Genomic DNA, 23607 nt, shown 5'->3' with positions numbered 1-23607 from the left:
CACGCCGAGGGCGGCCCGCTCCTCGCGCACCTCTCGGAGGGGGCCACGGCCGACCCGGGCAGGGCCGGGCAGGTCCGGCGCGCCCACGACGCGGACCCCGGCCGGTGGGGCGGGGCGCCCGGGTCGGGCCTGACCGGTCCCGGAGCGGGAGATGCGACCGTCGACGGTGAAGGACCGGCGGGTGCGCGTCCCGCCCCAGGTGTCGTCGCTGCGGCGGGCGAGGAGGCGGCGGCCGCCGGGCCCCGCCACCCGCCGTCACCCGAACGGCGACCGGTGGCGCGCCGGGCCGGCGGCGGGGATGCGACGGTGGTCGGGCCAAGCCACTGCTCCGGGAGACGACGTGACCTGTTACGACCGACGTGATCTGGGCCTGCTGCTGCTCCGGCTGGGAACGGGCGGGGTGCTCGCGGCGCACGGCGCGCAGAAGCTGTTCGGCTGGTTCGGCGGCGGTGGCCTCGAGGGCACCGGCCAGTTCATGGAGTCCATCGGTTACGCGCCCGGCAGGGCGAGCGCCCTGGCGGCGGGCCTCGCCGAGGCCGGCGGGGGCGCGCTGCTCGCGCTCGGCCTCGCCACCCCGGCGGCGGGCGCCGCGGCGGCCGGCGCGATGGCCGGCGCGTCCGCCGTGCACACGCCCAACGGCTTCTTCAACCAGGAGGGCGGCTTCGAGTACGCCGCGTCCCTGGGCCTGACGGCCGCCGGACTCGCCGTCACGGGTCCCGGCCGGCTCTCCCTGGACCACGCCCTCGGCCACGCGGTCAACCGGAACTGGATGATCCCGGCGGCCTTCGCGGCGACCGCGGCGGTCACGACGATGACGGTGGGGGCACGCGTCCGGCGGCTGCGGAAGGCCAAGGAGGGCGAGCAGGAGACGTTGTTCGAGGAGGAGTGACGACGCGCCGGCGGCCGCGGCCGCTCCCACCCGCCGGGCGGCCGGCGGCGCGACCCGGTGCCATGCGGCGGCCGGGTCAGGCCCGGCGCCGGGCGTCCTCCAGGTAGCGCAGCACGGCCGCGACACGGCGGTCCGTGCGGTCGGCCGGCGCCAGATCGAGCTTGGCGAAGATGTTGCGGATGTGTTTGTGGACGGCGCCGTCGGTGACGACGAGCCGTTCGGCGATGGCCCCGTTGCCCAGGCCCTCGGCCATCAGGGCGAGCACGTCGCGTTCGCGCGGGCTGAGCCGTTGCAGCCGGGTGTCCGGCCGGCTGCGGGTGAGCAGCTGGGCGACGACCTCGGGGTCGATGGCGGTGCCGCCGTCCGCCACCCGGTGCAGCGCGTCGAGGAACTCCTCGACCCGGCCGACCCGTTCCTTGAGCAGATAGCCGAGCCCGGCGCTGCCCTGGGCGAGCAGATCGGTGGCGAAGGCCTGCTCGACGTAGGCGGACAGTACGAGGACCGCGAGCTCGGGCCGGCGCCGCCGGGCCTCCACGGCCGCGGTGATCCCCTCGTCGGTGTGGGTGGGCGGCATCCGGACGTCGACGATGGCGACGTCCGGTTTCTCCGCGTCCACGGCGGCCAGGAAGGCGTCGGGGTCCTCGGCCGTGGCCACCACGTCCAGGGACTCGGCGCGCAGCAGCAGGGCGAGCCCCTCGCGCAGCAGGGCGTCGTCCTCGGCGATCACGATCCGCATGGCAGGGTCACCTTCAGGGTGGTGGGGCCGCCGGGAGGGCTGGCCAGTTCCAGTGTTCCGTCGTGCGCCTCGGCGCGTCGGCGGATGCCGGTGATCCCGGATCCGTTCCGCTCGTCCGCGCCGCCGCGGCCGTCGTCGTGGACCTCCACGTGCAGCCGGTCGTCCAGACGGCGCACGACGACGCCGGCGGCGTGGGCGCCGCTGTGCTTGACGATGTTACTGAGGGCCTCGGCGACCACGAAGTACGCCGTCGCCTCCACCGACGCCGCGCACCGTCCGGGCACGTCGGTGTCGACGCGGCAGGGCACGGGGCAGTCGGCCGCCAGGGCGGTGAGGGCGTCGGGCAGGCTGCGGTCGGCCAGGACCGGCGGGAGGATGGAGCGGACGACCGCCCGCAGTTCGGCCAGCGCCTGTTCGGCGGCCTCCTGGGCACGTTCGAGGACGGCGTCGGCCTCGCCAGGGTTGCGGGCCAGGGCGCGGCGGGCCGCGCCGAGCAGCACGGTGACCGCGATGATCCGGTTCTGCGTGCCGTCGTGCAGAGCGCGTTCGACGCGGCGCAGTTCGGTGGCGTGGGCGTCGAGCGCGGCGGCCCGGGTGGCGGTGAGTTCGGCGACCCGCAGGACGAGGTCGGTCCCGGGGTCCGGGCTGAGCAGCCGCCGTCCGGGCCAGGCCTGGAGCCGGGCGAGCACGGGAGCGCAGAGCACGATGACGCCGACGAACAGCACGCCGATCAGGGTGACGGACAGGGCGCCGGGCCAGTCCCGTACGGTCCACCAGCCCAGGGCCGCGGTGGCCTCGCTCTCCGGCAGGAGACGCCAGTACAGCGGGAAGGTGATGTCGTGTGCCGCGTTCAGCGGCAGCGTCGCCCCGATCAGTCCGAGGAGCAGGCCGAAGAGGGCGTGCGTGCAGACCCAGCGCGCCTCGCGGCGCACCGCGCGGTCCGCGAGCGCCGCCCGGAGCCCGGCCGGCGGCTCGCCCGGACCGATGAGCTCCGGGCCCCACCGGGACAGCCGGGCCCGCTCCCGGTCGGCGACGGCCCGCACCGCGTGCAGCGCGGACGGCAGCAGCAACAGGCCCACGCCGGCCAGACAGGCCACCGCCGTCAGGGCCAGCCACAGCGTCGCGAGCAGCGCCAGCAGCCCGGTGCCCATTCCGCCGATGAGATGTTCCAGGGCGTCCAGCGCGGCCCGGGCACGGGCCGCCACGGCCCCTGAACGCCCCGGCCGGCCGGCCGCCGCCCCGTCGTGAGTCGCCACCGCCCACACCTCCCAGGCGCGGAGGATAGGCCACCGGGTCCCGGGCCCGCCGGGCCATCCGCCCAGTGGTACGGGGTCGGAAGCGCTCCGGGACCGGCGTGGCGCCCTCACTCGCGGACGCCGATGCCCTCGGCCGGAGGGGTGCGCAGGAGCCGGCCGACGGGAAGCACCGTGGCGACGAGCGCCAGGGCGACGGTGCCGCCGCCGACGACGAGCCAGCCGGCGGCCGGAACGTGGGGCACGCGCTGCCCGGCCACGGCGTTGACGACCGAGGTCAGGGTGACGGCCGCGATCGTGCCGCCGATGACGAGCGCCACGCCCAGCAGGCCGGCCTGTTCGGCGTGCACCATCCGCTTCACCTGACGGCGGGTGACGCCGACCAGGCGCAGCAGGGCGAGCTCCCGGGTCCGGGACAGGGCGGCCATGACGAGGGTGTTGGCGGCGGCCAGGACCGCGTATCCGGCCAGGACGGCGACGAGCAGCTTGTTCAGCCAGCCGCTGACGGCCAGGTCCCGCGCGATGTCGCCGGTCAGCCGGTCGGTGTCCACCACCGCGGCGGCTGGGTACCGGGCGGCCAGGTCGGCCAGGGCGGCCCCGACGTCCGCGTCCGGTGCCGTGCGGACGAGCACCTGGTCGTCGAGTCCGGTGACGGTGTGCCCGGTGAGGGTCTTCGTGTGGAGGGTGACGTCACCGAAGCCCCAGCCGCGTTCGTACAGGGCGACGACGCGCAGGGTGACGGGTGTCCCGTCACCGAGCCACAGCTCGGCCACGTCCCCGAGGTCCCAGCCGGCGGCGTCCGCCTGTGCGGTGGACACGGCCACGGTGTCCTCGCGCAGTGCGGCGAGGCTGCCCGCCCGGACGCCGAGGTCCAGCGTCCGTTCCACCCCCTCCGGGTCGAGGCCCTGGGCGACCACGGCCTGCGCCTCGAGCCGGCCGGGCACCACGACCGAGGTGCGGCGCACTCCGGTCGCGGCGAGCACGCCGGGGATGCGGCGGGCCTCGGCCGTGGCGGCGGCCGGCAGGCCGGCGGAGCCGGTCAGGGCGTGCTGGGCGAGGACGCCGTCGCGGCTCTGGACGACGGTCTGCCGCTGCAGGTTCTCCTGCAGGAACCAGACGGTGCCGCCGAAGCCGACGGAGAGCACCAGCGCGGTGAGCACGGCGACCGTGCCGCGCGCGTTGGCCCGCAGGTTGGCCGCGGCGAGGTAGCCGCTGTCGCCCCACACGGCCCGCAGTACCGGTCCGAGGAACCGGGCCGCGGCCAGGTTGATCCAGGGGGCCAGCAGCGCGACCGCCGCCACGAACGTGTAGAGCATGCCGAGGGCGGCGCCCAGCGCGGTCTGACCGGAGGCGGCGCCGGTGAGCCCGGTCAGGGACACCGCCGACGCGAGGAACACCAGGCCGGTGACCGCGCGCGCCCTGCTGCCCAGGCCGCGTTCGACGGCCGCTTCCCCCAGCGCCTCGGTGGGCCTGATCCGGGTGACGCGCAGCGCGGCGATCCAGGTTGCCAGGAGCGCCACGGCGGCGACGGCCACGGTCACGGCCGCCGCGGACAGCGCCCCGCCCCGGACGGCGAAGCCCTCGGGCACGAACTCCCGGGACACCAGTTCGTCGCGGATGTACCGCGTGGCGAGCAGTCCGGCCGGGACGCCCACGGCGGCGGCGGCCAGGCCGATCAGGCCCACCTCCGCGAGGAGCATCCGCCGTACCTGGCCCGGGGTGGCCGCGACGGCGCGCAGCAGGGCGAGGTCGCGGCGCCGGTGCCGTACCGACAGGCCGACGGTCCCGGCGACGACGAAGCCGATGATCATCGCGGCGTACCCGCCGAACGCGCCGCCGGCCTGGAGGGTGAAGGCCCGTGCGGCCGCGTCCTCGGGCCCGGCGGCCAGTCCGCGTTCGTCCCCGGTGTACGTCGTCGCGTCCGCGCCGTCCGCCACCCGGCGCACTCCGGCGAGCACGGCCGAGCGGTCGGCGTCCGGTTCGGTGAGGACGCCGACGGCGTCGAAGCGGTCCGGGTGGGGGTCGAGGCGGGCCGCCCGCGCGTCGGTGAAGAACAGCGCCGCCCCCTCCCCCGGCGCGCCGTCGGCCTCGACCACGCCGCTCACCCGGTACGGCCGGCTCTCTCCCCCGGTGACGACGTCGATGCTGTCGCCGGGGGCGAGACCTCGGCCGTCGGCGAGCCGGGCGTCGACGGCGACCTCCCCGTCGGCGCGCGGGGGCCCGCCGGCCACCGGCCGGTACGGGGCGAGGGCGGCGCTCGCCCAACCGTGCCCCGTGACCGGCAGGTCCGGGGCCACCGTCGTGGTGACCGGGATCGCACGGTCGCCCACCGCGCGTGCCACACCGGGCACGTCGGCCAGTTCGCCGGCCAGTTTCCCGGGGACGCCGCCGCGTTCGGGAAGCGCGACGGTGGTGTACTCGGTCTCGCCGAACATCGTCGTGGCCACCCTCAGGTCCCGGTCGGCGACGACGGCGAGCGTGGCGTCGTAGCGGCCCGGCCGGCCCTTGTGGCGCCATCCGGACTCCACGAGCAGGGCGCAGGTCATCAGGACGGCGACGCCGGCGGCGAGTGCGACGAACGTGGCGACGAAGCCGCCCTTGCGGAAGCGCAGCGTCTGCGCGGCCAGGTGGAGCACGACTCAGCCCTCCCGGCTCTCGACGGGCTGCCGGCGGCCGAGCAGTGCCAGGTGTTCGGCGATCCGCTCGGCGCCGGGCTGTGGCAGGTCCCGTACGATCCGCCCGTCGGCGAGGACCAGCACGCGGTCGGCGTAGGACGCGGCGACCGGGTCGTGGGTCACCATGACGACGGTCTGCCCGAACCGGTCGACCACCGACCGCAGCAGGGTGAGGACGTCGGCGGCGGTCCGGGTGTCCAGGGCTCCGGTGGGTTCGTCGCAGAAGATCACCTCGGGGCGGGTGACGAGCGCCCGGGCGATCGCGACGCGCTGCTGCTGGCCGCCGGAGAGCTGCGCGGGCCGGTGCCGCAGTCGTTCGCCCAGTCCGACCCTCCCGATCACCTCGGCGACCCACGCCGGGTCGGGCCGGTGGCCCGACAGCCGCGAGGGCAGCAGGATGTTCTGCTCCACGTTCAGCGCACCCACCAGGTTGAACGCCTGGAAGACGAACCCGACCCGGCTGCGGCGCAGTTCGGTCAGCCGCTTCTCGGACATCGACGACAGATCGGTGGCACCGATCCGTACCGTCCCCGAGTCCGGCCGGTCCAGCCCGGCCGCGCAGTGCAGCAGCGTGCTCTTGCCCGATCCGGACGGTCCCATCACGGCGGTCGCCGTGCCGCGCGGGAACACGGCGCTCACGTCGTCCAGCGCCACGACCGGCTGCTCACCGCCGTACGTCTTGCGCACATGGTCGAGGCCGACGGCGACGTCGGCCGGGGTCAGTGACATGGTGGGGCGCCTTCCGGGTGGAGCTCGTTGCGGTACCCGAACGACGGTAGGCGGCACGGAGGCCGCCGCCCATGCAGCCAGTGCCCGGACGACGGTGGTGCAGGCACTACCACCCGGCACGGCGTCCGTGGCCGCGCCGTCCGGCCGGGCCCGGCGCGGTTCCGCCGGCGAGGACGTCCGCGGGCCGGCGCGGGCGATCCGGGCGGCGGACCGGCCGGACCGGCCCCTGCCCATTGACTGGTTCCTACGCACGGGTAAGTTTACTTCGGAGTAAGTAAGCACGGCAGCGCCAGCACGAGAGCATCAGCCGCGACCGGGAGCCGTCATGGGCGTACGCAGGGATCTGAAACGGGCGACACGACGCACGGGTCCGGAGGACCGGGCCGGGGTCGAGATCGTCAGGGACGAACACGGCGTCGTCCGTGAGGCCCGTACGGCGATCCTGGCCCCGCGGCGGACCACCGGCAGCACGGCCGACATCCCGTTCGCCAACGCGGCCGAGGCCCCCGACGCGGTGGTGCTGCGGCGCGAGGAGCACGGCACCTGGCGTCCGGTGACGGCGGCGGCCTTCGCCGCCGAGGTCACCGCCGTGGCCAGGGGGCTGATCGCCGCCGGGCTGGAGCCGGGCGACCGGGTCGCCGTGATGTCCCGTACGCGCTACGAGTGGACGGTCCTGGACTTCGCCGTCTGGTCCGCGGGCGGCCTGGTCGTGCCGGTCTACCCCACCTCCTCCGCCGAGCAGGTGGAGTGGATCGTCCGTGACTCCGGCGCCCGGTACGTCGTCACGGAGACCGCGCGGAACACGGCCGCCGTCACCACCGGCACCGCCGCCCACCCGGAACCCCCGCGCGTGTGGGAACTGGACGCCGGCGGCCTCGCCGAGCTCACCGCACTCGGCCGGGACGTCCCCGACGAGGAGGTCGCCAAGCGCCGCGCGGCCCTGTCCCCCGACGCCGTGGCGACCGTCTGCTACACCTCCGGCACCACCGGGCGCCCCAAGGGCTGCGTCCTCACCCACGCCAACCTGTACGCCGAGGCCGCCAACACGGTCGAGCTGCTGCACCCCGTCTTCAAGGAGGTCACCGACCAGGTCGCCTCGACCCTGCTCTTCCTCCCGCTCGCCCACATCCTCGGCCGCACCCTCCAGATCGCCTGTCTGCTCGCCCGCATCGAGGTCGGCCACTTCCCGAGCATCAGGCCCGACGACCTCCGGCCCGCGCTCAAGGCGTTCCGCCCGACGTTCCTGGTCGGCGTGCCCTACCTCTTCGAGAAGATCCACGACACCGGCCGGGCCACCGCTGAGAGGATCGGCCGGGGCGCCTCCTTCGCACGCGCCCACCGCGTCGCGGTCCGCTTCGGCGAGGCCCACCTCGACAAGTTCCTGGGCCGCGGCAAGGGGCCCGGCCCGAGGCTGTACGCCGCGTGGGCCCTGTACGACCTGCTGGTCTACCGCCGGGTCCGCAAGGAACTCGGCGGACGGGTGCGCTACGCCATCAGCGGCGGCTCCCCGCTGGAGCGGGACCTCAACCTCTTCTTCTACGCGGCCGGCATCATGATCTACGAGGGTTACGGCCTGACCGAGACCACCGCCGCCGCCACCGTCGTCCCGCCGCTGGGCCCCCGCCCCGGCACGGTCGGTCTCCCGGTCCCCGGCACCGCGGTCCGCATCGCCGACGACGGCGAGGTGCGGATCAAGGGCGGCATCGTCTTCGGGTCGTACTGGAACGACCCGGCCGCCACCGGCGAGGCGCTCGACGACGGCTGGTTCGCCACCGGCGACCTCGGCTCCCTCGACGCTGACGGCTATCTGACCATCACCGGCCGCAAGAAGGACATCCTCGTCACCTCCGGCGGCAAGAACGTCTCCCCGTCCGTCCTGGAGGACCGGCTGCGCAGCCGCCCGCCCGTCGGCCAGTGCCTCGTCGTCGGCGACAACCGGCCCTTCGTGGCCGCGCTGGTCACCCTCGACCCCGAGGCGGTCGCCCACTGGCTGGCGGTGCGCAGGATGCCCGCCGACACCCCGATGTCCGAGGTCGTGCGCGACCCGCGGATGCGCGCCGACGTGCAGAAGGCCGTCGACTACGCCAACGAGGCCGTCTCCCGTGCCGAGTCCATCCGCGCCTTCACCCTGATCGAGGGCGAGTTCACCGAGGAGAACGGACTGCTGACCCCGTCCCTCAAGGTCAAGCGGCGGGCGGCACAGGAGGCCTACGCGGACGAGATCGCGGCCCTGTACTCCTGACCCCCGCGTCCCGAAGGACACGGAGATAGCGCCTGCGGACGTGGGACTGCGCCAGCAGGAGAACGGGGAAGAGCGGGCGCCAGGGGCCCGCCGGCGCCGCGCGGGTCAGGGAGCGCAGGGTCAGCAGGACCCGGCCGTCGCCGTCCCGGTGCACGACGAAGGCCTCTTCGCCGCTGACCGGGTGGCCCCGACGGGTGCCGTAGGCGAAACCGCGCCGGTCCCCGGTCTCCACCACGGCGACGACCTCGACCGGTTCCCGTACGACGCACCGGCCGAGGCCCGCCGTGACGGTGTACCGTCCGCCCTCCCGCACGCCGGTGCCGCCCCCGTCGGCCGGGGCGACGGTGAAGCCGCTGCGCCGTTTGACCTCCCACCGCAGCACCGCCTCGCCGGCGGTGTTCCAGGCGTCCTCCCCCCGCCCGATCGTCACGGTCCTCTCGAACCGGCGGAACCCGGGCGGGGACGCCGGCCAGACCGGGGCCTGCGGGGCGGTGGCACCGCGGGGGCCGTAGGTGAGACCGCCGTCCTCACCCATGTGCGTCCGTCCCCCGCTCCAGGAAGTCGGACAGGCCCGTCAGCAGCCGGTCGACGTCCTCGCCGCTGGTGTAGGGGGCCAGACCGACACGGAGCCCGCCGGTGTCCCCCAGGCCGAGGTGACGGGAGGCCTCCAGGGCGTAGAAGCTGCCGGAGGGGGCGTGGACGCCGCGTTCCGCGAGGAAGCGGTAGGCGTCCTCGGTGCGGTGGCCGTCGAGGGTGAGCAGCAGGGTCGGGGTGCGCCGGACCGCCCGGGAGTGGACGGTGACCTGGGGCAGGGCCGCCAGCCCTTTCTCCAGCCGGTCGCGCAGGACGCCCTCGTGCTCCTCGATCCCCTCGAACGCCGAGGCGAGCCGTTCACGGCGGCCGCCGCCCGGCCCGGCGCCCAGCCCGGCCAGGAAGTCGACGGCCGCGCGGGTGCCCGCGAGGAACTCGTAGGGCAGCGTGCCCAGTTCGAAGCGCTCGGGCACCCGGTCCGTGGAGGGCAGCAGTTTCTCCGGGCGCAGTGTCTCCAGGAGCTCGGGGCGGGCGGCCAGGACGCCGTGGTGGGGACCGAGGAACTTGTACGGGGAGCAGACGAAGAAGTCCGCGCCGAGCGCCTCGACGTCGACCGGGGCGTGTGCGGCGTAGTGCACGCCGTCGACGTACAGCAGGGCGCCCGCCTCGTGCGTGATCCGCGCGATCTCGGCGATCGGGGGCATCGTGCCGATCAGGTTGGAGGCCGCGGTGACCGCGACCAGCCGGGTACGGTCGGAGAGCCGGGCGCGGACGTCGTCGGCGGTCAGTTCGCCGGTGGCCGGGTCGAAGTCCGCCCACCGGACGGTGCAGCCGGCCCGCTCGGCCGCCTGCACCCAGGGGCGGATGTTGGCGTCGTGGTCCAGCCGGGTGACGACCACCTCGTCGCCCGGTGACCAGCTCGCGGCGAGGGTGCGGGAGAAGTCGTAGGTGAGCTGGGTGGCGCTGCGGCCGAAGACGACGCCCGCCGGGTCGGCGCCCAGCAGGTCGGCCATGGCGCGCCGGGCCTCGACGACGACGGTCTCGGCGTTGCGCTCGCCGGGCAGGCCGTCGCCGCGGATCGAGAGCGGCCGGGAGAGCGCGGCGGCGATCGCCTCGATGACGGGCAGCGGCGTCTGGGTGCCGCCGGGGCCGTCGAAGTGCGCGGTGCCGGCGGCCAGCGCGGGCACCTGGGCACGCAGTGCGGTGAGGTCGTACGTCATGGAGGGCTTCCTGTCGATGCGGTGGGTGGGCGTGCCGGTCAGACGGACGAACCGTCGGCCCGCGGTGCGAGCGGTGGGTCGGAGAGCTGCTCGCGCAGATAGTTCCAGACGACCGCGATCAGCGCGGCCACGGGTACGGCGAGCAGGCTGCCGACGATGCCGGAGAGGGCGCCGCCGAGGGTCACCGCCAGCAGGACGACCGCCGCGTGCAGTCCGAGACCGCGGCTCTGGATCATGGGCTGGAACACATTGCCCTCGAGCTGCTGCACCACGATGATGACGGCCAGCACGAGCAGCGCGTCCGTCAGGCCGTTGGACACCAGCGCGATCAGCACCGCGACGAAGCCGGCGAACAGCGCGCCCACGATGGGCACGAACGCGGACACGAAGGTCAGCACCGCCAGCGGCAGCACCAGGGGGACGTCCAGGAGCCACAGGCCCAGTCCGATGAACACGGCGTCGAGCAGACCGACGAGCGCCTGCGACCGCACGAAGGAGCCGAGGACGTCCCAGCACCGCGTGGCCACGGCCGGGACGTCGGTGGCCAGCCGGCCGGGGAGCTGCCGGCCGAGCCACGGCAGGAAGCGCGGGCCGTCCTTGAGGAAGAAGAACATCAGGAAGAGCGCCAGCACGGCCGTGACCACACCGTTGAGGACGGTGCTCACGCCGGTGACGGCGGTGGTGGCGATGGCTCCGGCGCTGTCCTGGATGCGGGCGGTCGCGGTGTCGAAGGCACCGGTGATCTGGGCGTCGTCGATGTTCAGCGGCGGCCCGGCGGCCCATTCGCGCAGCCTCTGGACGCCCTCGACGACACCGTCGGCCAGCTCGCCGGACTCCGACGCCACGGGCACCGCGATCAGCGCCACGGTGCCCGCGGCCACCAGCAGGAACAGCACGGTCACCAGGGACGCGGCGAGTGCGGGGGCCAGCCCGCGCCGGCGCAGGAAACGGGTCGGGGGCCAGGTGAGCGTGGTGAGGAGGAGACCGATTATCAACGGCCACACCACCGACCACATCCGGCCCAGCATCCACAGCACCACCGCCGCCGCCACCAGGACCAGCAGCAGCTCACCGGAGACACGCGCCGAGGTGCGCAGCGCGGCGCGGGTTCTCCCCGCGTTCAACATGGCAGACATGGAGGCACTTTATGGGGCCCGCCGGTCACGGTGATCGCCCGGGATCCGTCCGGGAGGGCGTGCGGCGGGGTTCCACCGTGTCGGCCGGGGGCGGCCGGGGCCGGTGAGGCAGACTGAGGTCATGGCCGACCTCGATGCCCGCGGGACACCGTCGCGTCGGTTCCCCCCGGTGCCGAAGAGCGTGGCGGAGGCCCGGCGGTTCGTGCGGGCCGCCCTCGGCGGTGCCGCACCGGACCTGGTGGACACGGCTCAGCTGCTGGTCAGCGAGCTGGTCACCAACGTCGTCCTGCACGCCCGTACCGAGGTCGAGGTGGCGGCCCACGTCGACGACGGCACGGTCCGTGTGCGGGTCGGCGACCGCCGGCCGGACCGCGGGCTCGTGCGGCACGGATGCCCGCCCTACGCCGGTACGGGGCAGGGTCTGCCGCTGATCGCCGGGCTGTCGTCCCGGCGGGGCGTCGAGACCGGTGCCGGGGGCAAGACGGTCTGGTTCGAGCTGCGGCCCGAGGGGCCGCCCCGGCGCCCGGACGACTGGGGGCCCGCCGTGGCACCCTCCGTCCCGGGGACGACGGTGACGCTGCTCGACGTACCGGCGGCGCTCTACGCGGCGGCTCAGCAGCACCGGCACGCCCTGCTGCGCGAGGCGACGCTGGCCGTCGCCGCCGGCCACGATCTCGGTGTGCCCCCCGAGGACCTGGCCGTCGCGCTGGACATGAGCCAGCTGATCACCGCGTCCGCGACGTCCGCGCTGCGGCGGGAGCCCTCCGGGCAGGCGATCCGCTCACTGCCCCTGTCGGTGCCGCCGGACGCCGAACCGTCGGTGCAGACCCTGCGCGCGGTGCTCGACCTGGCCGAGGAGGGCGCCCGTGAGGAGCGCCTGCTGACGCTCCCGGCGCTGCCGCGGCAGCGTCTCTTCCACCAGTGGCTGTTCGACCAGATCGTCGGACAGCTGGCGGGGGCGCCCCCCACGGCGTGGACGGTGGTGCCCGGGGACCCGGGCACCAGTCCCTCGGAGCTGGTGGCGTGGGACGCCGGGCAGGTGCAGGCGAGCAGGACTCCGACGATCGCCGCCGACGAACGGAACCGGATCATCGCGGTGAACGGGTCGGCGGCGGACCTGCTCGGCTGGCGCGCGGACGACCTCGTCGGGCGTCCGCTCACCACACTCGTCCCGGAACACCTCCGCAGACGGCACGTCGCGGCGTTCACGTCCCTGTTGCTCAGCGGGCAGCCCCGGATCCTGGGCCGCTCGGTGCCGCTGCCCGCGCTGCACCACGACGGCCGGCTGGTCCCCGTACGGCTGTTCATCCAGCCGCAGGAGACGGCCGACGGCCGTACCGTCTTCGTCGCCCAGCTCGCCCCGCGGGCCGCCGTTTCCGGCCCCTCCGCCGACCTGCCCGGCCGCGTGCGGTCCATGCCGCAGGAGGAAGCGGAGCGGCTGGCCCCGCCGGCCACCGGTGAGCACGGCCGGGACGCGGACCGGCCCGCGCTGGAGCGGCTGTCGCTGCTGGCCGACACCTCGGCCGCGCTGAGCAACGCCCTGCACCTGGAGGAGGGCCTGGAGCGGGTGGGCCGGATCATCACCCGGCGGCTGGCCGACTGGTGCGCGGTGGACCTGTTCACGGAGAGCGGCCAGGTGGAGCGGGTCTCCCTCGCCCACCGCCCGCCCCACGGCCCCCGGCCCGAGGAGTACAAGGGCCGGCTCCCGCCGGTGTCCGGCGCCGCCCGCGGTCCCCTGGCCCGTGCGCTGCGCGGGGCGGGCCCGCTGCTGCTCACCGGACCGCCGTCGTCCAGCCAGGTCGCGAGCCCCCTGGACGCCCACTACCTGGGGCTGTTCCGGACCATGGGCGCGGACAGCGCGGTCGTCGCCCCGCTGCGGGCCCGCAGGCAGATCATCGGCGCCCTCACGGTGGCCCGCCGCGGGCGCGGGACGCCGTTCACGGAAGAGGACCTGCCACTGGTCCACGACCTGGTGCGCGGGCTCGCCCTGGGCGTGGACAACCTCCGTCTCCACCAGGAGACGCGCAACATCGCCGAGCGTCTCCAGCGGTCGCTGCTGCCGAGGCTGCCGGAGGTCGGTCACCTGCGGCTGGCCGCCCGCTACGCCGCCTCCTCCGCCACCGCGCAGGTCGGCGGTGACTGGTACGACGGCTTCCTCCTGCCCGGCGGGGACACGGCGCTGGTCATCGGCGACGTCACCGGGCACAACCTGGACGCGGCCATCGCCATGAGCCAGTTGCGCAGCATGCTGCGGGGCATCGCCGTGGACCGCCAGGAGCCGCCCGAGACCGTTCTGCAGCGCCTGGACCTGGCGAACCACAGCCTCTACCGCGAGTCCACCGCCACCTGTGTCTACGCCCTGGTCAAGGGCCCCGAGGACGGCCCCTGGGAGCTGGTGCACTCCTCCGCCGGGCATCCGCCGCCGCTGCTCGTCGAACCGGACGGCCGCACCCGCTACCTGGAGGACGGCTCGGGGCTGCTGCTCGGGGTGGACCCCCGGGCGTCCCGTCCCCGGGCCCGGGACGCGATCGCGGCGCACGCGACGGTGCTGCTGTACACCGACGGACTGATCGAACGCCGGGGGGAGCACCTGGACGACGCCATGGAGCGGCTCCGCCGGCACGCCGGGGCGCTGGCCCGGGAGCCGCTCGACGTGCTCTGCGACGAGTTGCTCATCGGGCTGGGTGCCGACAGCGACGACGACATCGCCGTCCTGGCCGTGCGGCCCGTACCGCCGCGCTGACCGCCGTCCCCCGGTGGTGCGGTGGCGGCGCGTCCGGTCCGCGCGCCGCCACCGGCCCGGTCAGTCGAACGGGTCGAGGGTGAGGGAGGCCTGGCTCGGGTTGCCGTCGTGGACGAGCGACTCGTGGTTGCCCACGTCGTCGAAGGCGAAGGCGTACGCCTTGCCGTCGGCCGTCTGCGCGTGGACGGCGCGGGCGTAGTGGTTGGTGACGGGGTCCTGGTAGAAGCCGCCGGAGCCGGAGTCGGGCTGGTGGGGGTTGGTCAGGAGCGTGGAGCGGTTGAATCCGGCGCACAGGGTGCGGGAGATCGGGCCGCGCACCCGGTCGTTGGGGGCGTCGAGCCTCCGGTGGCAGCCGAAGACGGAGGAGGCGTCCGGTTTCTGGAAGCCGGTGACGACGGCTCCCGCGCCGTCGGTGAAGTTCATGACGCCGCCGGAGACCCGGCCGTAGTACTTGATGTCCGGCCGGTCGGTGAAGGGCGTGACCGTCAGGGTGGAACCGGTGTACTTCTGCCAGACCCGGTCGACGTAGTCGTCCATGACCGACGCCGGCAGGGCGCCCGTCTCCAGTCCGTACAGCGGGGACAGGGCGCGCAGCACGGTGCCGTCGGAGCGGGTCTGGATCAGGTCGGCCCAGCCTCCGGGCTGTCCCCTGAGCGTGTCGAGGACCGCCCTGTAGCCTCCGGGCCTGAGCCTGCCGGTGCTCGTCGTGCTGCCGTCGGCGCGCCGCACTCCCACCGAGTAGGGGGCGGAGAACATGTCCACCTGGGTGCTGTTGAGCCACAGGCCCGAGTCGTCGAGGGTGTACTCGGACCAGTTGAAGAGGATGTCGCGGTTGGGGTCCGCCGGGTTCTGCACGGCGGGCTGCACCAGGCCGCCGGTGGTCAGCCTGAAGACGAGTTTGCGGCCGTAGGAGAAGTAGATGCGGCCGGAGAGCCTGGGGACGCGGATGGTCGTGGACCCTCCCGCCGCCGGGCCCGTCATCGAGGCGTCGGGCGCCGGGGTGGGCGGGTTGCCGCCCGCGGGCCAGGGGTGGAACGTGCCGCTCGCGTCGGCCCAGCCCTGTCGGCCGGTCGAGAGCTGGGTGCCGAGGTTGTAGACGTACACCTGCTCGCCGCGGCCCGAGTTGTTGGTGATCTTCAGGGGGATGGTGTCCGGGACCGCGGCGGGGGCGGGGGCGGCCGTCCCGGCGGTGAGCAGTGAGCCGGCGATCACCGAGGCGATGACGGTCCCCGTGGTGAGGACGCGGCGTCCGAGTAGGCGGAGCATGCTCTGCCTCCGTTCGACTTCGTCGGTGGGGGGAAGGAAGTGAGAGCGCTCTCAAGCGTTTCGCTTTGGCGTAGACCTGTCAACAACTCGGCGCACACGCGCCCCGGCCCGGGGCGCGTGCGGACTACAGCCTCTCGGCCGGGAGCGACGCGTAGCGTTCGGCGAGGCCGGTCACCACGGGGTGGTCGGCGGGGAACACGAGGTCGTCCACCTGGGTGACGGGGACCACCCCGACGGCGGCATTGGTCGCGAACACGGCCTCGCACGCGGCCAGTTCGGGCAAGGTGACGCGGGCGGCCGTCCCGGCCCCGGCACGGCGCAGGAGCTCGCGGGCGGTGCCCGCCAGGGCCGGGCCGGCGGGCCAGACCACCCGGCCCCCGCGGACGACGCCGACGTTCCAGGTGCTGCCCTCCAGCACCCCGGAGCCGCCGTCGGTGAACAGGACGTCGTCGAAGCCGGCCCGTCGCGCCTCGCGCCGCAGCCGCAGGACGCCGAACAGACCGACCCCCTTCACCTCCGGCAGGTCCCGGAGGTGGACGGCGGACCGCACCCGCAGCGGCTGCGCCCCGGTGACGGGCGCGGGCCTGGCCGTCACCAGGACCCGCGGGTCCGCGTCCTGGGCGATGTTGCCGAGGTGGAGGGCCGGATCGAAGACCGTGATCCGTACGGTGCACCGGCCAGCCGCCGGCACCGCCCGGCGCGCCCAGGTCCGCACCCGTGCGAGGTCGAGCGGCGCGTCGAAGAGGACGCGGCAGTCCCGGGCCAGACGGTCGAGGTGCAGTTCCGGTCCGCGGACCCGGCCGTCCTCGACCGTCATGGTGGTGAAGTGGCCGTAGTTGGTCAGGGCCAGTGCCCTCAGCGCCTCCGGGGCGACGGGCGAGCCGTTCAGTTCGGTCATGGAACCCACCGTGCCACCCGTCGGGGAGCAGGGACCCGCCGGCCGCCGCGGCGGAGCGCGCGACGACCGGCGGGTACCGGACTCATTTGACGAAGTCCTCGACGACCTTCGGCGGCCAGGTGCCGACCTTGAGCACGCCCATGGAGTAGGCCCGGGACACCAGGGCGGCCCGGTTCGGCACCTTGAGCTTCCGGAGCAGACCGGAGACGTGGTACTCGACTCCCTGGCGGCTGAGGTAGAGACGGGAGGCGAGCGGCACGGTGGAGACGCCGGCGGCTATGCCTTCGAGGATGCGGGCGTCCACCTCGCTGAGCAGCTTCTTCCGGGGCACCACGACCCCGGAGTCGGCGCCCTCGCCGTCCGCCGCGGGCAGCATCACCAGGATCGCGGAGACGTCCGGGAGGTGGCCGCCGCGCACCGCCATCGCGGTCAGCGGAAGCGTGTGCGCGGTGTCCCGGCCCACGGTGATGACCTCGGTGGCGAACCGGTGCCGCTTGCCCTCCAGCATGCGCGAGAACTGCTGCATCAGGGGCTGCCGGACGCTGGGGTGCACCAGGTCGCAGAAGGGCCGGCCGCAGAGGTCCTGCGCGGGGCTGCCGAACCGGCGGTCGAAGTCCTGATTGACCTGCTGGATGGTCAGGGTGGGGTCCAGACAGGCCACGGAGGTGTGGGACCCGTAGACGCCGGCGGCCGCGGCGTCCAGCGCCCCGGTCCCGTCGAGAACGTTCGGACGATCCATGACGAGGTCGTGGGGAGAGAGCGTCAAGGAACTCAGACCCTTCTGCGTGGTGCGGCGAGGGAACCGGGAACACGGACGCCTTTCGGAGGAGACGGAAGTATCCGATCCCGCTGAAACGCCGTGCCGGTGACTGAATGATGCGGAGATTACGGAGACGGCTGTCCGCGGGTCAACGCGAAGTGGGGCCGGTCCGCCAATACTGTGGTCGGCCCTTCGGTGGGTACGGTCCCGCACCGAAGGAGGTTCGGTGTTCGGGGGTTCGGTGCGCCCGCGGCGACCGCAAGCGGCCAGGCCGCTCCCGTCCCATCGAAATCCCTGGTGGGAGCACCCAGCGGGGGTGTTGCCGACACACCGGGCCGACCACACCGGCCGCCCGGGCGAGGACCCCGCCGCACCGCGGGCACGGCACACGGAAACGCCCGGGCACGGTGCTCTCATTCCGCACGCCGTTTCCGGGCGTTCGGGAAGGACCCATTCCCTCGGGTCGGACGTCTTTTACGCGCCGGAAATCAGGGCGATCAGTTCTCGTCGGCCGGCGACGCCGAGTTTCCGGTAGGAATGGGTGAGGTGCTTCTCCACCGCCCGGGAGGTGACTCCCATGGTTTCGGCGATCTCCTGGTTCGTCAGGCCCCTGCACGCGAAGGCCGCGACCCGGCGTTCGGTGCGGGTGAGCACGGCCTCCGGAACGGGGACGGCGGGGAGCGACGGCCCGCCGGCGGCGGCGCGTTCCACCAGCCACGGCGCACCGCACGCGGTGGCCAGCGTGGCGGCCTCCCGGACCAGGGCCTCCGCCTCCATCCCCCCGCCCAGGCGTTCGGCGAGCGCGAGCAGGGCGCGGGCGAGTTCCAGCTGATGGGCGGAGCCGCGCAGCACGGTGACCGCGCGACGCAGCAGAGCCGTTCCCCGGCCGCCCTGCTCCAGCCGGCCCAGCAGGCGCAGCGCCCGGCCCAGCCCCACCGGCGCCCCCCACCGCTCGGCCCGGTCGTGCTCCTCCTCCGCGAGGGAGTGCGCCGCACGGAGGTCGCCGAGACGGCGATGGACGCCGATGGCCCAGGGACGCCAGGGGAACAGCACCGGGTTCTGCCAGCCGGCGGCGTCCAGGCGGCGGCCGCAGGACTGGAGGGAGTCCAGTGCTCCGGTGAGGTCGCCGGCCGCCACGTCACCGGCGGCCTGCAGCAGGCGCAGCATCACGGTGACGGTCAGTCCCTCGTCACGGAGGTGTTCGACCCGCCGGACCACGCGCCGGGCCAGTGCGGGGTCCCGGGTCTCCAGCGCCACCATGGCGTGCGCGAGGGTGGCGACCGTGCCGAGACTGTGCCGGTCGGCCTCGGTCATGCGCAGGGCGGTCTCGGACTGTTCGCGGGCCTGGTCGAGCCGGCCGCGGCCGATGTGGATCAGGGCCCGTTCGATGTGCACCAGCGCGTCGGTCGGCGCGGTGTGCCGTTCCCGGGCCCGGGACTCGACGGCGAGCCAGGAGTCGAGCGCCTCCACGGAGTCGGCGGCGACCATGGTGATGACCACCAGGGGAAGGGTGGACTGGACGCGGGCGGAGGTCGCCGGTTCCCGGTCCAGGACGCGTTCCGCCAGACGGACCACGTCCGCGGCCGGCAGGCCGGCGCCGAAGGTGGCCGCGAGGAGCAGGGCGATCGTCAGCTCCCGCTCGCCACCGGTGTCCAACGGCGGTGGCGAGCCGAGGCGCCGCAGGCGTTCGGCGGCGTCGGCGAGTTCGTAGGGATCCTCGTAGGCGCAGTGGCGCAGCCTGGCCTCCAGGCGCAGGGCGAGGTCGCGATCGGTTCCGGTGAGCGCGGCGGCCGGCCCGAGTCCCTCCGCGGCCTGGCGCAGCAGGTCGACCACACCGGACGGAGCGGGGCCGAGGGGGGTGGGGGCGATGCGCAGCACCGCCGCGGCACGGTCCCGCGCCTCGGGCAGCAGGCTGATCGCCTGAGCGATGTGCCGTTCACAGGCCGGCGGGTCGAAGACACGCTCGGCGGTGCCGAGTTCGACGAGCAGGCGGGCCCGGTCGGTGCCCTGCGCGGTGCTGTCGAGGAGGGCGCGCCGCAGGTAGCGGGCCGCGGCGTCGGGGGCGCCCCGGCGCAGGGCGGTGTCGGCGGCGGACCGCAGGACGTCCACGGTCCAGGGCTGGTGACGGGTGACGACGGCCGTGAGCTGCGCGGCGACCTGCTCGGCGGGGCGGCCGGAGGTGTAGAGCAGCGCGGCCGCCTCGTCGTGGAGCTGCTCGCGCCGGACCATGGTCAGGGTCGACTCGACGGCGTCCCGTACGACCCGGTGGACGAAGCGCGGCTCGCCGTCCGCGGCGACGAGTCCGAGGTCCGCCAGGGTGCGCAGCGCCGCCGGGTAGCCCACGGCGTCGAGGCGCGCCAGACGGGCAACGTTGTCAGGGTCGACGTGATCGCCGAGCACCGCGATGGCGGCCGCGAGGTCACGGACCGGCTGGGCCTGGGTGCGCAGGATGCCGGCGAGGCGCTCGCGCAACTGTGAGGGGCGCAGCGACCGTGCCCGGTCGGCGTGTTCGGCGAGCGGCCGCAGGCCGGCGTGCTCCATGCCGAGCAGGATGGACATCAGGAACAGGGGGTTGCCGACGGCCGTCTCGTGACAGGCGCGGACGAAGGTGTCGTCGCCGGGTTCGCCGAAGTGTGCGCGCACCAGCTCGCGGGTGGCGTCGAGGCTGAGCGACGCGGGCCGGAGGGACTGGGTGGCGGCCTCCCTGACCTCCCGCACCAGGGTGTGGTGGGTGCGGGGGTCCCCGTCGCGCAGGGCGCACACGACGACGGCCCGCAGGCCGTGCAGCCGTTTGGCGAGGTAGGTGAGCCAGCGCAGGGAGGGCACGTCGGACCACTGGAGGTCGTCGACGAGGACGAGGAGTCTGCCGTCGGCGCTGACGTTGGCCAGGAGGGACAGCAGGCCGTGCAGGACCGCCTCGGTGGCCGCGGCGGCCTGGTCCGCTCCGGGTGAGGCGCTGTCGTCGGCGAAGACGTGCCGGGCGAAGGAGGCGTGGGCGTCCATCCAGCGGCCGCGGGTGTCCTCGGACGACTCGGACAGCAGGTTCTCGAAGAGCTGCCTCACGACTCCGAAGGCGAAGTCCTGTTCCATGGGCGCCGCGTTGGCCCGCAGCACCCGGATGTCGTCGTGGCCGTCGGCGAGCGCGGGCAGGGACCGCAGCAGGGCCGACCTCCCGATGCCGAGCGGGCCGGTGACCAGGATCAGGGAGGACCTGCCCCGGCCGGCGGCGGTCAGCGCCGCATCGACCAGGGACGTTTCGGTGGTGCGCTCCAGCAACATGCGGTCAGTCGTCCTTCGTGCCTTGGACCAGGGCGCGCAGGTCGTCGCGACCCCGGATGCGGAGCTTGCGGTAGACACCGCTGAGGCGCAGCTCCACGGTGCGGGTGGTCACCGACAGCGCGGCGGCTATCTCCCGGTTGGCGAAACCCCGGGCGGCGAGCGCGGCCGCGGCCCGCTCCCCCGGTGAGAGGGCCCGCCACGCGGGCGTCGGTACGTCGGCGAGGGCCTGCGGGGGCGCGGGAACGCGTGGCCGGCGTACCGCGGCGCCGGACGGTCCGGCGCTTTCGGTGCCGGCCCTGCCGATCACCGGTGCGGCGACGGCCGTCGCGTGGTCGGACCCGCCGCTCTCGGCGGAGGCCAGGGTCACGACCGCCCGCGTGTAGGCGCCCCGGGAGGGGGCCCGGCCGAGGCTGTCGACGGCCGACCGGAGCCGCTGGAGGCGGTCCTCACCCTTCATCGTGGCGAGGCAGAGCTGGGCCGCGCCGATCGCACCGGGCGCGCCCCAGCGCTCGGCGAGTTCGAGTTCCTCCCGCGCCAGCCACGAGGCCTGTGCGGCGTCGCCGAGGGCGTGGGCCGCCTCGGCGGCCTGGGAGCGCCAGGGAAGGAGCGCCGGATTGGTCCAGCCGTACTGCAGGAACCAGCGCCCGCAGGCCCGGAAGAGCGACCGGGCCCGATGGGGGTCGTCGTCGGCCCGGGCCAGCAGGCCACGGGCGAAGAGCAGTTGCGCACCGCTCACGGACTCCTCGGCGGGAGACGGCACGGGACGCCCGGCGGCGGCGCGCGCCCGGTCCGGCCGGCCGTTGGCGAGGTCGGTGAGGATGCCGAGCGTCGTCCAGTAGGGGTAGGACAGCGGGTGCCTGCTGTCCGGGGGCAGTTCGAGGTCGGCGGCGGCCAGGTCGCGGGCGGCGGACTCGGGACGGCCGTGCCGCAGGTGGAGTTCGGCGCGGAGGGCGAGCACCCGGGCGACGGTCACGGAGCAGCGTTCGCGGTGGGCCTCGGCCAGCAGGGCGCACAGGTGCGTCTCGGCCTCCTCCCCGTCCTCGGTGAGCAGGAGCGTGCGGCAGGCCAGCAGCCTGGGCACGGTGAGCGGGGGCCGGCCGGAGGGGTCGGGGGCCAGGGCCGCACGGGCCTGTCCGCGGGCCTCCTCCCGATCGGCGCCCCGCACGGCGGCCTCCCACGCCCGCACGCCGTTCACGGCCGGGTTCCGCGACGTACGGGGCAGGTCCGGTGCGAGCGGGAAGGCGATCCCGGCGGACGCCCGGCACAACGGCTGCGCCACCCGGAACAGGGCGGTGATGTCCTCGTACCGGGCGGTGGCCGCCTCCGTCGGCCCCGGGTCGGCCGGTGCCTCCCGGCCCCCGTCCGGGCGACCGCCGGCGAGGAACTCGGCGAGGGCGCGCCAGGTGGTGTCCGTGTCACCGCCGAGGAGGCACAGGTCGCCGGCCCGTGCCCGGAAGGCCGCGGCCGCCTCTCCGGGTTCGCGGATGACGCCGCCCATGCGTCGCCCGGCGGCGACGGGTGCGATCACCAGCTCGATCCGGGCCAGTTGGAGCAGGACACGGATGCGGGCCTCCTCGGACAGCGGTTCGGTCAGGGCTCGGGAGAGATAGGCGGCGGCACGGTCGCGGCGGCCACCGCGGAGCGCGGCGGCGGCCGCCCGGCACAGCGTGTCCACCGCCCACGGGGCGCCGACCGGGCGGGCCGGCAGCAGCAGATCACCGATGCCCTGGTCGTCCGCGGCCGCCCGGTGGGCCAGTTCGGCTGCGCGCGCGTACAGGTCGGCACGCTCGGCGGTGGGCATCTCCTCGATGACGCGGGCGCGCGCCACCGGACCGCGCACCCGGAACCGGCCGTCGCACACGGTGACCAGGCCGCTGTCCAGCAGGGCGGCGCAAAGCCGGTTCTCGGGCAGGGCGCCCGGCCCGGCCAGGGCCAGGACCAGCGGGAAGTCGAGGAGGTCGTCACAGACCGCGAGGGCGCGCAGGACGTCGAGGGCGACGGGGTCCCGCACCCCGTCGAGCGCCGCGGCGGCGTGCTCGCCGATCACGTGGGCCGCGATGGCACGGGCGTGCTCCACGTGGTCGGCGTCCGGCGGGTGCCCCGCTCGGGCGAAGCGGCGCAGGGTGTCGCGTACGACGGTGGGGTTGCCCCCGGTCGCGTCGGCGACGGCGGCGACGAAGGAGCGGTCGCCGAGGGTGCCGCAGACGGCCCGCACGGCGTCGGCCGTCCCGGCCCGGGTGAGGCCGGGCAGCGCCAGTTCGACGGTGGTGGCCGAGCCGGTGAGCGGGCTTCCCGCGCACCAGTCGAGGCCGATGTCCGCCGTGCGGATGCTGCCGGCGAGCACGGCCAGCGGCGCGCGGGGCAACCGGCGTATCAGGGCCTCCAGCCAGCGCAGCGAGTCGGGGTCGAGCTGGTGGATGTCCTCCACCACCAGGAGGACGGGCCGGTCGCGGGCCACGGCGAGCAGGCGGGTGAGCCCCGGGAACCGTCCGGGACCGTCCTGGTCGAGGAGGAGATGGGGCAGATGGTCGGCGAACTCCTGGTGTCCGGCGAGCAGTTGACCGACCACTCCGTAGCGCAGGTCCCGTTCCGCGGGTGTCGCGCGGGCCGTGAGGACGCGCAGTCCCCGCTCGGCGGCGTGCCGGGCCGCCCACCGCAGCAACTCGTTCTGTCCCGCGCCGGGTTCACCCGTCACCGTGACCACGGCCGGGCGGCCCGACCGCAGTTCTCCGATCACGGCGGACAGCACGGCCTGCTCGCGGTCGCGTTCCAGGAGGGGGAGGTCGGCGAGCGCCGGCCCGCCGCGGTGGGGACGCCCGCTCCCTTCCCCGCCCGCCCGGTCCGGGACGTTCACCGGATCGCCTTGTGCCCGCATGGCCTCACCGGGTCGCATCGGACCCGGTGCGCCCCTCGCGGAGACCGGGGACGGGCGGGGTGCCGACGTGCAGGGCGCCCGCGAGTTCGGCACGGCGGGTGATCCCGAGTTTGCGGTAGACGCTCGTGAGGTGGAGCTCCACCGTGCGCACCGTCACGAACAAGGACTCCGCGGCCTCCCGGTTGGTCATTCCCGAGGCGACCAGTGCGGCCACCGTGCGTTCCGTGCCGGTCAGCATGTCCAGCGGTGACACCGTGACCTCGCGCATCCTGCCGCCGGCCCCGACCAGTTCCTCGCGGGCCCGCCGGGCGAGCGCCACGCAGCCGCAGCGGCGGGCGAGCGCGACCGCGTCCCGCAGGTGTTCGCGCGCCTCGC

16 protein-coding genes and 1 pseudogene are annotated in these 23607 nt (G+C 75.0%); 3 read left to right on the top strand and 14 right to left on the bottom strand.

The genetic code is table 11. From position 1 onward, the window contains the following. Positions 1 to 249 (bottom strand): annotated as a pseudogene (locus ABTY20_RS35440) (hypothetical protein); the annotation flags it as partial. Positions 250 to 340: 91 nt separating this feature from the next. Here ABTY20_RS35440 and ABTY20_RS30715 point away from each other — a divergent pair. Beyond that, a complete protein-coding gene (locus ABTY20_RS30715) occupies positions 341 to 889 on the top strand; it encodes a DoxX family protein (protein WP_352000412.1) in 549 nt (182 codons plus the stop codon). 76 nt (positions 890 to 965) lie between these two features. Here the strand turns inward: ABTY20_RS30715 and ABTY20_RS30710 are convergent, their stop codons facing one another. The 4 genes from ABTY20_RS30710 to ABTY20_RS30695 form a co-directional block, all read right to left on the bottom strand. After that, positions 966 to 1625, bottom strand: coding sequence for a response regulator (locus ABTY20_RS30710; protein ID WP_352000411.1), 660 nt, complete (start codon positions 1623 to 1625; stop codon positions 966 to 968). Further along, positions 1613 to 2881, bottom strand: a complete 1269-nt coding sequence (locus tag ABTY20_RS30705) for a sensor histidine kinase (protein WP_352000410.1) — start codon at positions 2879 to 2881, stop codon at positions 1613 to 1615. Before ABTY20_RS30705 ends, ABTY20_RS30710 begins: the two co-directional genes overlap by 13 nt. Before the next feature lie 107 nt (positions 2882 to 2988). Beyond that, on the bottom strand, positions 2989 to 5514 hold the full coding sequence (locus tag ABTY20_RS30700; RefSeq protein WP_352000409.1) for an FtsX-like permease family protein: 2526 nt from the start codon (positions 5512 to 5514) through the stop codon (positions 2989 to 2991). A 3-nt stretch (positions 5515 to 5517) separates the two neighbouring features. Further along, complete coding sequence (locus ABTY20_RS30695; protein WP_352000408.1) at positions 5518 to 6282, bottom strand: ABC transporter ATP-binding protein; 765 nt, start codon at positions 6280 to 6282, stop codon at positions 5518 to 5520. Positions 6283 to 6607: 325 nt separating this feature from the next. On the opposite strand from ABTY20_RS30695, the gene ABTY20_RS30690 reads away from it, so the two are divergent. Beyond that, positions 6608 to 8524 (top strand): AMP-dependent synthetase/ligase, encoded by a 1917-nt coding sequence (locus tag ABTY20_RS30690; RefSeq protein ID WP_352000407.1) that lies wholly within the window; start codon positions 6608 to 6610, stop codon positions 8522 to 8524. Here the strand turns inward: ABTY20_RS30690 and ABTY20_RS30685 are convergent. From ABTY20_RS30685 to ABTY20_RS30675, 3 genes are read right to left on the bottom strand one after another with little or no spacing between them, the layout of a single operon-like run. Next, on the bottom strand, positions 8466 to 9059 hold the full coding sequence (locus ABTY20_RS30685) for a DUF1990 family protein (protein WP_352000406.1): 594 nt from the start codon (positions 9057 to 9059) through the stop codon (positions 8466 to 8468). The two genes, ABTY20_RS30690 and ABTY20_RS30685, sit on opposite strands and share 59 nt — an antisense overlap. Next, a complete protein-coding gene (locus ABTY20_RS30680) occupies positions 9052 to 10275 on the bottom strand; it encodes a cysteine desulfurase-like protein (RefSeq protein ID WP_352000405.1) in 1224 nt (407 codons plus the stop codon). Before ABTY20_RS30680 ends, ABTY20_RS30685 begins: the two co-directional genes overlap by 8 nt. 38 nt (positions 10276 to 10313) lie before the next feature. Beyond that, positions 10314 to 11411 (bottom strand): AI-2E family transporter, encoded by a 1098-nt coding sequence (locus ABTY20_RS30675; protein ID WP_352000404.1) that lies wholly within the window; start codon positions 11409 to 11411, stop codon positions 10314 to 10316. Positions 11412 to 11532: 121 nt separating this feature from the next. Between ABTY20_RS30675 and ABTY20_RS30670 the strand changes: the two genes are divergently transcribed. After that, the gene (locus tag ABTY20_RS30670; protein ID WP_352000403.1) at positions 11533 to 14154 is read left to right on the top strand and encodes a SpoIIE family protein phosphatase; all 2622 of its coding nucleotides are present in this window, start codon (positions 11533 to 11535) and stop codon (positions 14152 to 14154) included. 60 nt (positions 14155 to 14214) lie between these two features. Here the strand turns inward: ABTY20_RS30670 and ABTY20_RS30665 are convergent, their stop codons facing one another. From ABTY20_RS30665 to ABTY20_RS30640, 6 genes are all read right to left on the bottom strand, one after another. Then, positions 14215 to 15420 carry a glycoside hydrolase family 64 protein gene (locus tag ABTY20_RS30665; RefSeq protein ID WP_352000402.1) on the bottom strand — a complete coding sequence of 402 codons (1206 nt, stop codon included), beginning with the start codon at positions 15418 to 15420 and terminating at the stop codon, positions 14215 to 14217. 124 nt (positions 15421 to 15544) lie between these two features. Further along, positions 15545 to 16318, bottom strand: coding sequence for an aminotransferase class IV (locus ABTY20_RS30660; protein WP_352000401.1), 774 nt, complete (start codon positions 16316 to 16318; stop codon positions 15545 to 15547). 82 nt (positions 16319 to 16400) lie between these two features. Beyond that, positions 16401 to 17057 carry a PAS domain-containing protein gene (locus ABTY20_RS30655; RefSeq protein WP_352000400.1) on the bottom strand — a complete coding sequence of 219 codons (657 nt, stop codon included), beginning with the start codon at positions 17055 to 17057 and terminating at the stop codon, positions 16401 to 16403. Positions 17058 to 17552: 495 nt separating this feature from the next. Then, the gene (locus ABTY20_RS30650; RefSeq protein WP_352000399.1) at positions 17553 to 20357 is read right to left on the bottom strand and encodes an ATP-binding protein; all 2805 of its coding nucleotides are present in this window, start codon (positions 20355 to 20357) and stop codon (positions 17553 to 17555) included. 4 nt (positions 20358 to 20361) lie between these two features. Continuing rightward, entirely contained in the window at positions 20362 to 23211 is a 2850-nt protein-coding gene (locus ABTY20_RS30645; protein WP_352000398.1) for an AAA family ATPase, read from the bottom strand. A 25-nt stretch (positions 23212 to 23236) separates the two neighbouring features. Next, on the bottom strand, positions 23237 to 23607 hold a 371-nt coding region (locus ABTY20_RS30640; RefSeq protein WP_352000397.1), incomplete at its 5' end, for a helix-turn-helix domain-containing protein.

The organism is Streptomyces sp. NPDC126497 (genome assembly GCF_040302425.1).
Taxonomy (GTDB): Bacteria; Actinomycetota; Actinomycetes; order Streptomycetales; family Streptomycetaceae; genus Streptomyces.
Note: the sequence above shows the minus strand (reverse complement) of the source record. Positions and strands in the feature narration are given on the sequence as shown.

What these genes read in the sequence shown, in the direction of transcription:
- ABTY20_RS30710 (WP_352000411.1), bottom strand. Translation starts at nt 1,625, where the DNA reads ATGCGGATCGTGATCGCCGAGGACGACGCCCTGCTGCGCGAGGGGCTC.
- ABTY20_RS30695 (WP_352000408.1), bottom strand. Translation starts at nt 6,282, where the DNA reads ATGTCACTGACCCCGGCCGACGTCGCCGTCGGCCTCGACCATGTGCGC.
- ABTY20_RS30690 (WP_352000407.1), top strand. Translation starts at nt 6,608, where the DNA reads ATGGGCGTACGCAGGGATCTGAAACGGGCGACACGACGCACGGGTCCG.
- ABTY20_RS30685 (WP_352000406.1), bottom strand. Translation starts at nt 9,059, where the DNA reads ATGGGTGAGGACGGCGGTCTCACCTACGGCCCCCGCGGTGCCACCGCC.
- ABTY20_RS30680 (WP_352000405.1), bottom strand. Translation starts at nt 10,275, where the DNA reads ATGACGTACGACCTCACCGCACTGCGTGCCCAGGTGCCCGCGCTGGCC.
- ABTY20_RS30675 (WP_352000404.1), bottom strand. Translation starts at nt 11,411, where the DNA reads ATGTCTGCCATGTTGAACGCGGGGAGAACCCGCGCCGCGCTGCGCACC.
- ABTY20_RS30670 (WP_352000403.1), top strand. Translation starts at nt 11,533, where the DNA reads ATGGCCGACCTCGATGCCCGCGGGACACCGTCGCGTCGGTTCCCCCCG.
- ABTY20_RS30665 (WP_352000402.1), bottom strand. Translation starts at nt 15,420, where the DNA reads ATGCTCCGCCTACTCGGACGCCGCGTCCTCACCACGGGGACCGTCATC.
- ABTY20_RS30660 (WP_352000401.1), bottom strand. Translation starts at nt 16,318, where the DNA reads ATGACCGAACTGAACGGCTCGCCCGTCGCCCCGGAGGCGCTGAGGGCA.
- ABTY20_RS30655 (WP_352000400.1), bottom strand. Translation starts at nt 17,057, where the DNA reads ATGGATCGTCCGAACGTTCTCGACGGGACCGGGGCGCTGGACGCCGCG.
- ABTY20_RS30650 (WP_352000399.1), bottom strand. Translation starts at nt 20,357, where the DNA reads ATGTTGCTGGAGCGCACCACCGAAACGTCCCTGGTCGATGCGGCGCTG.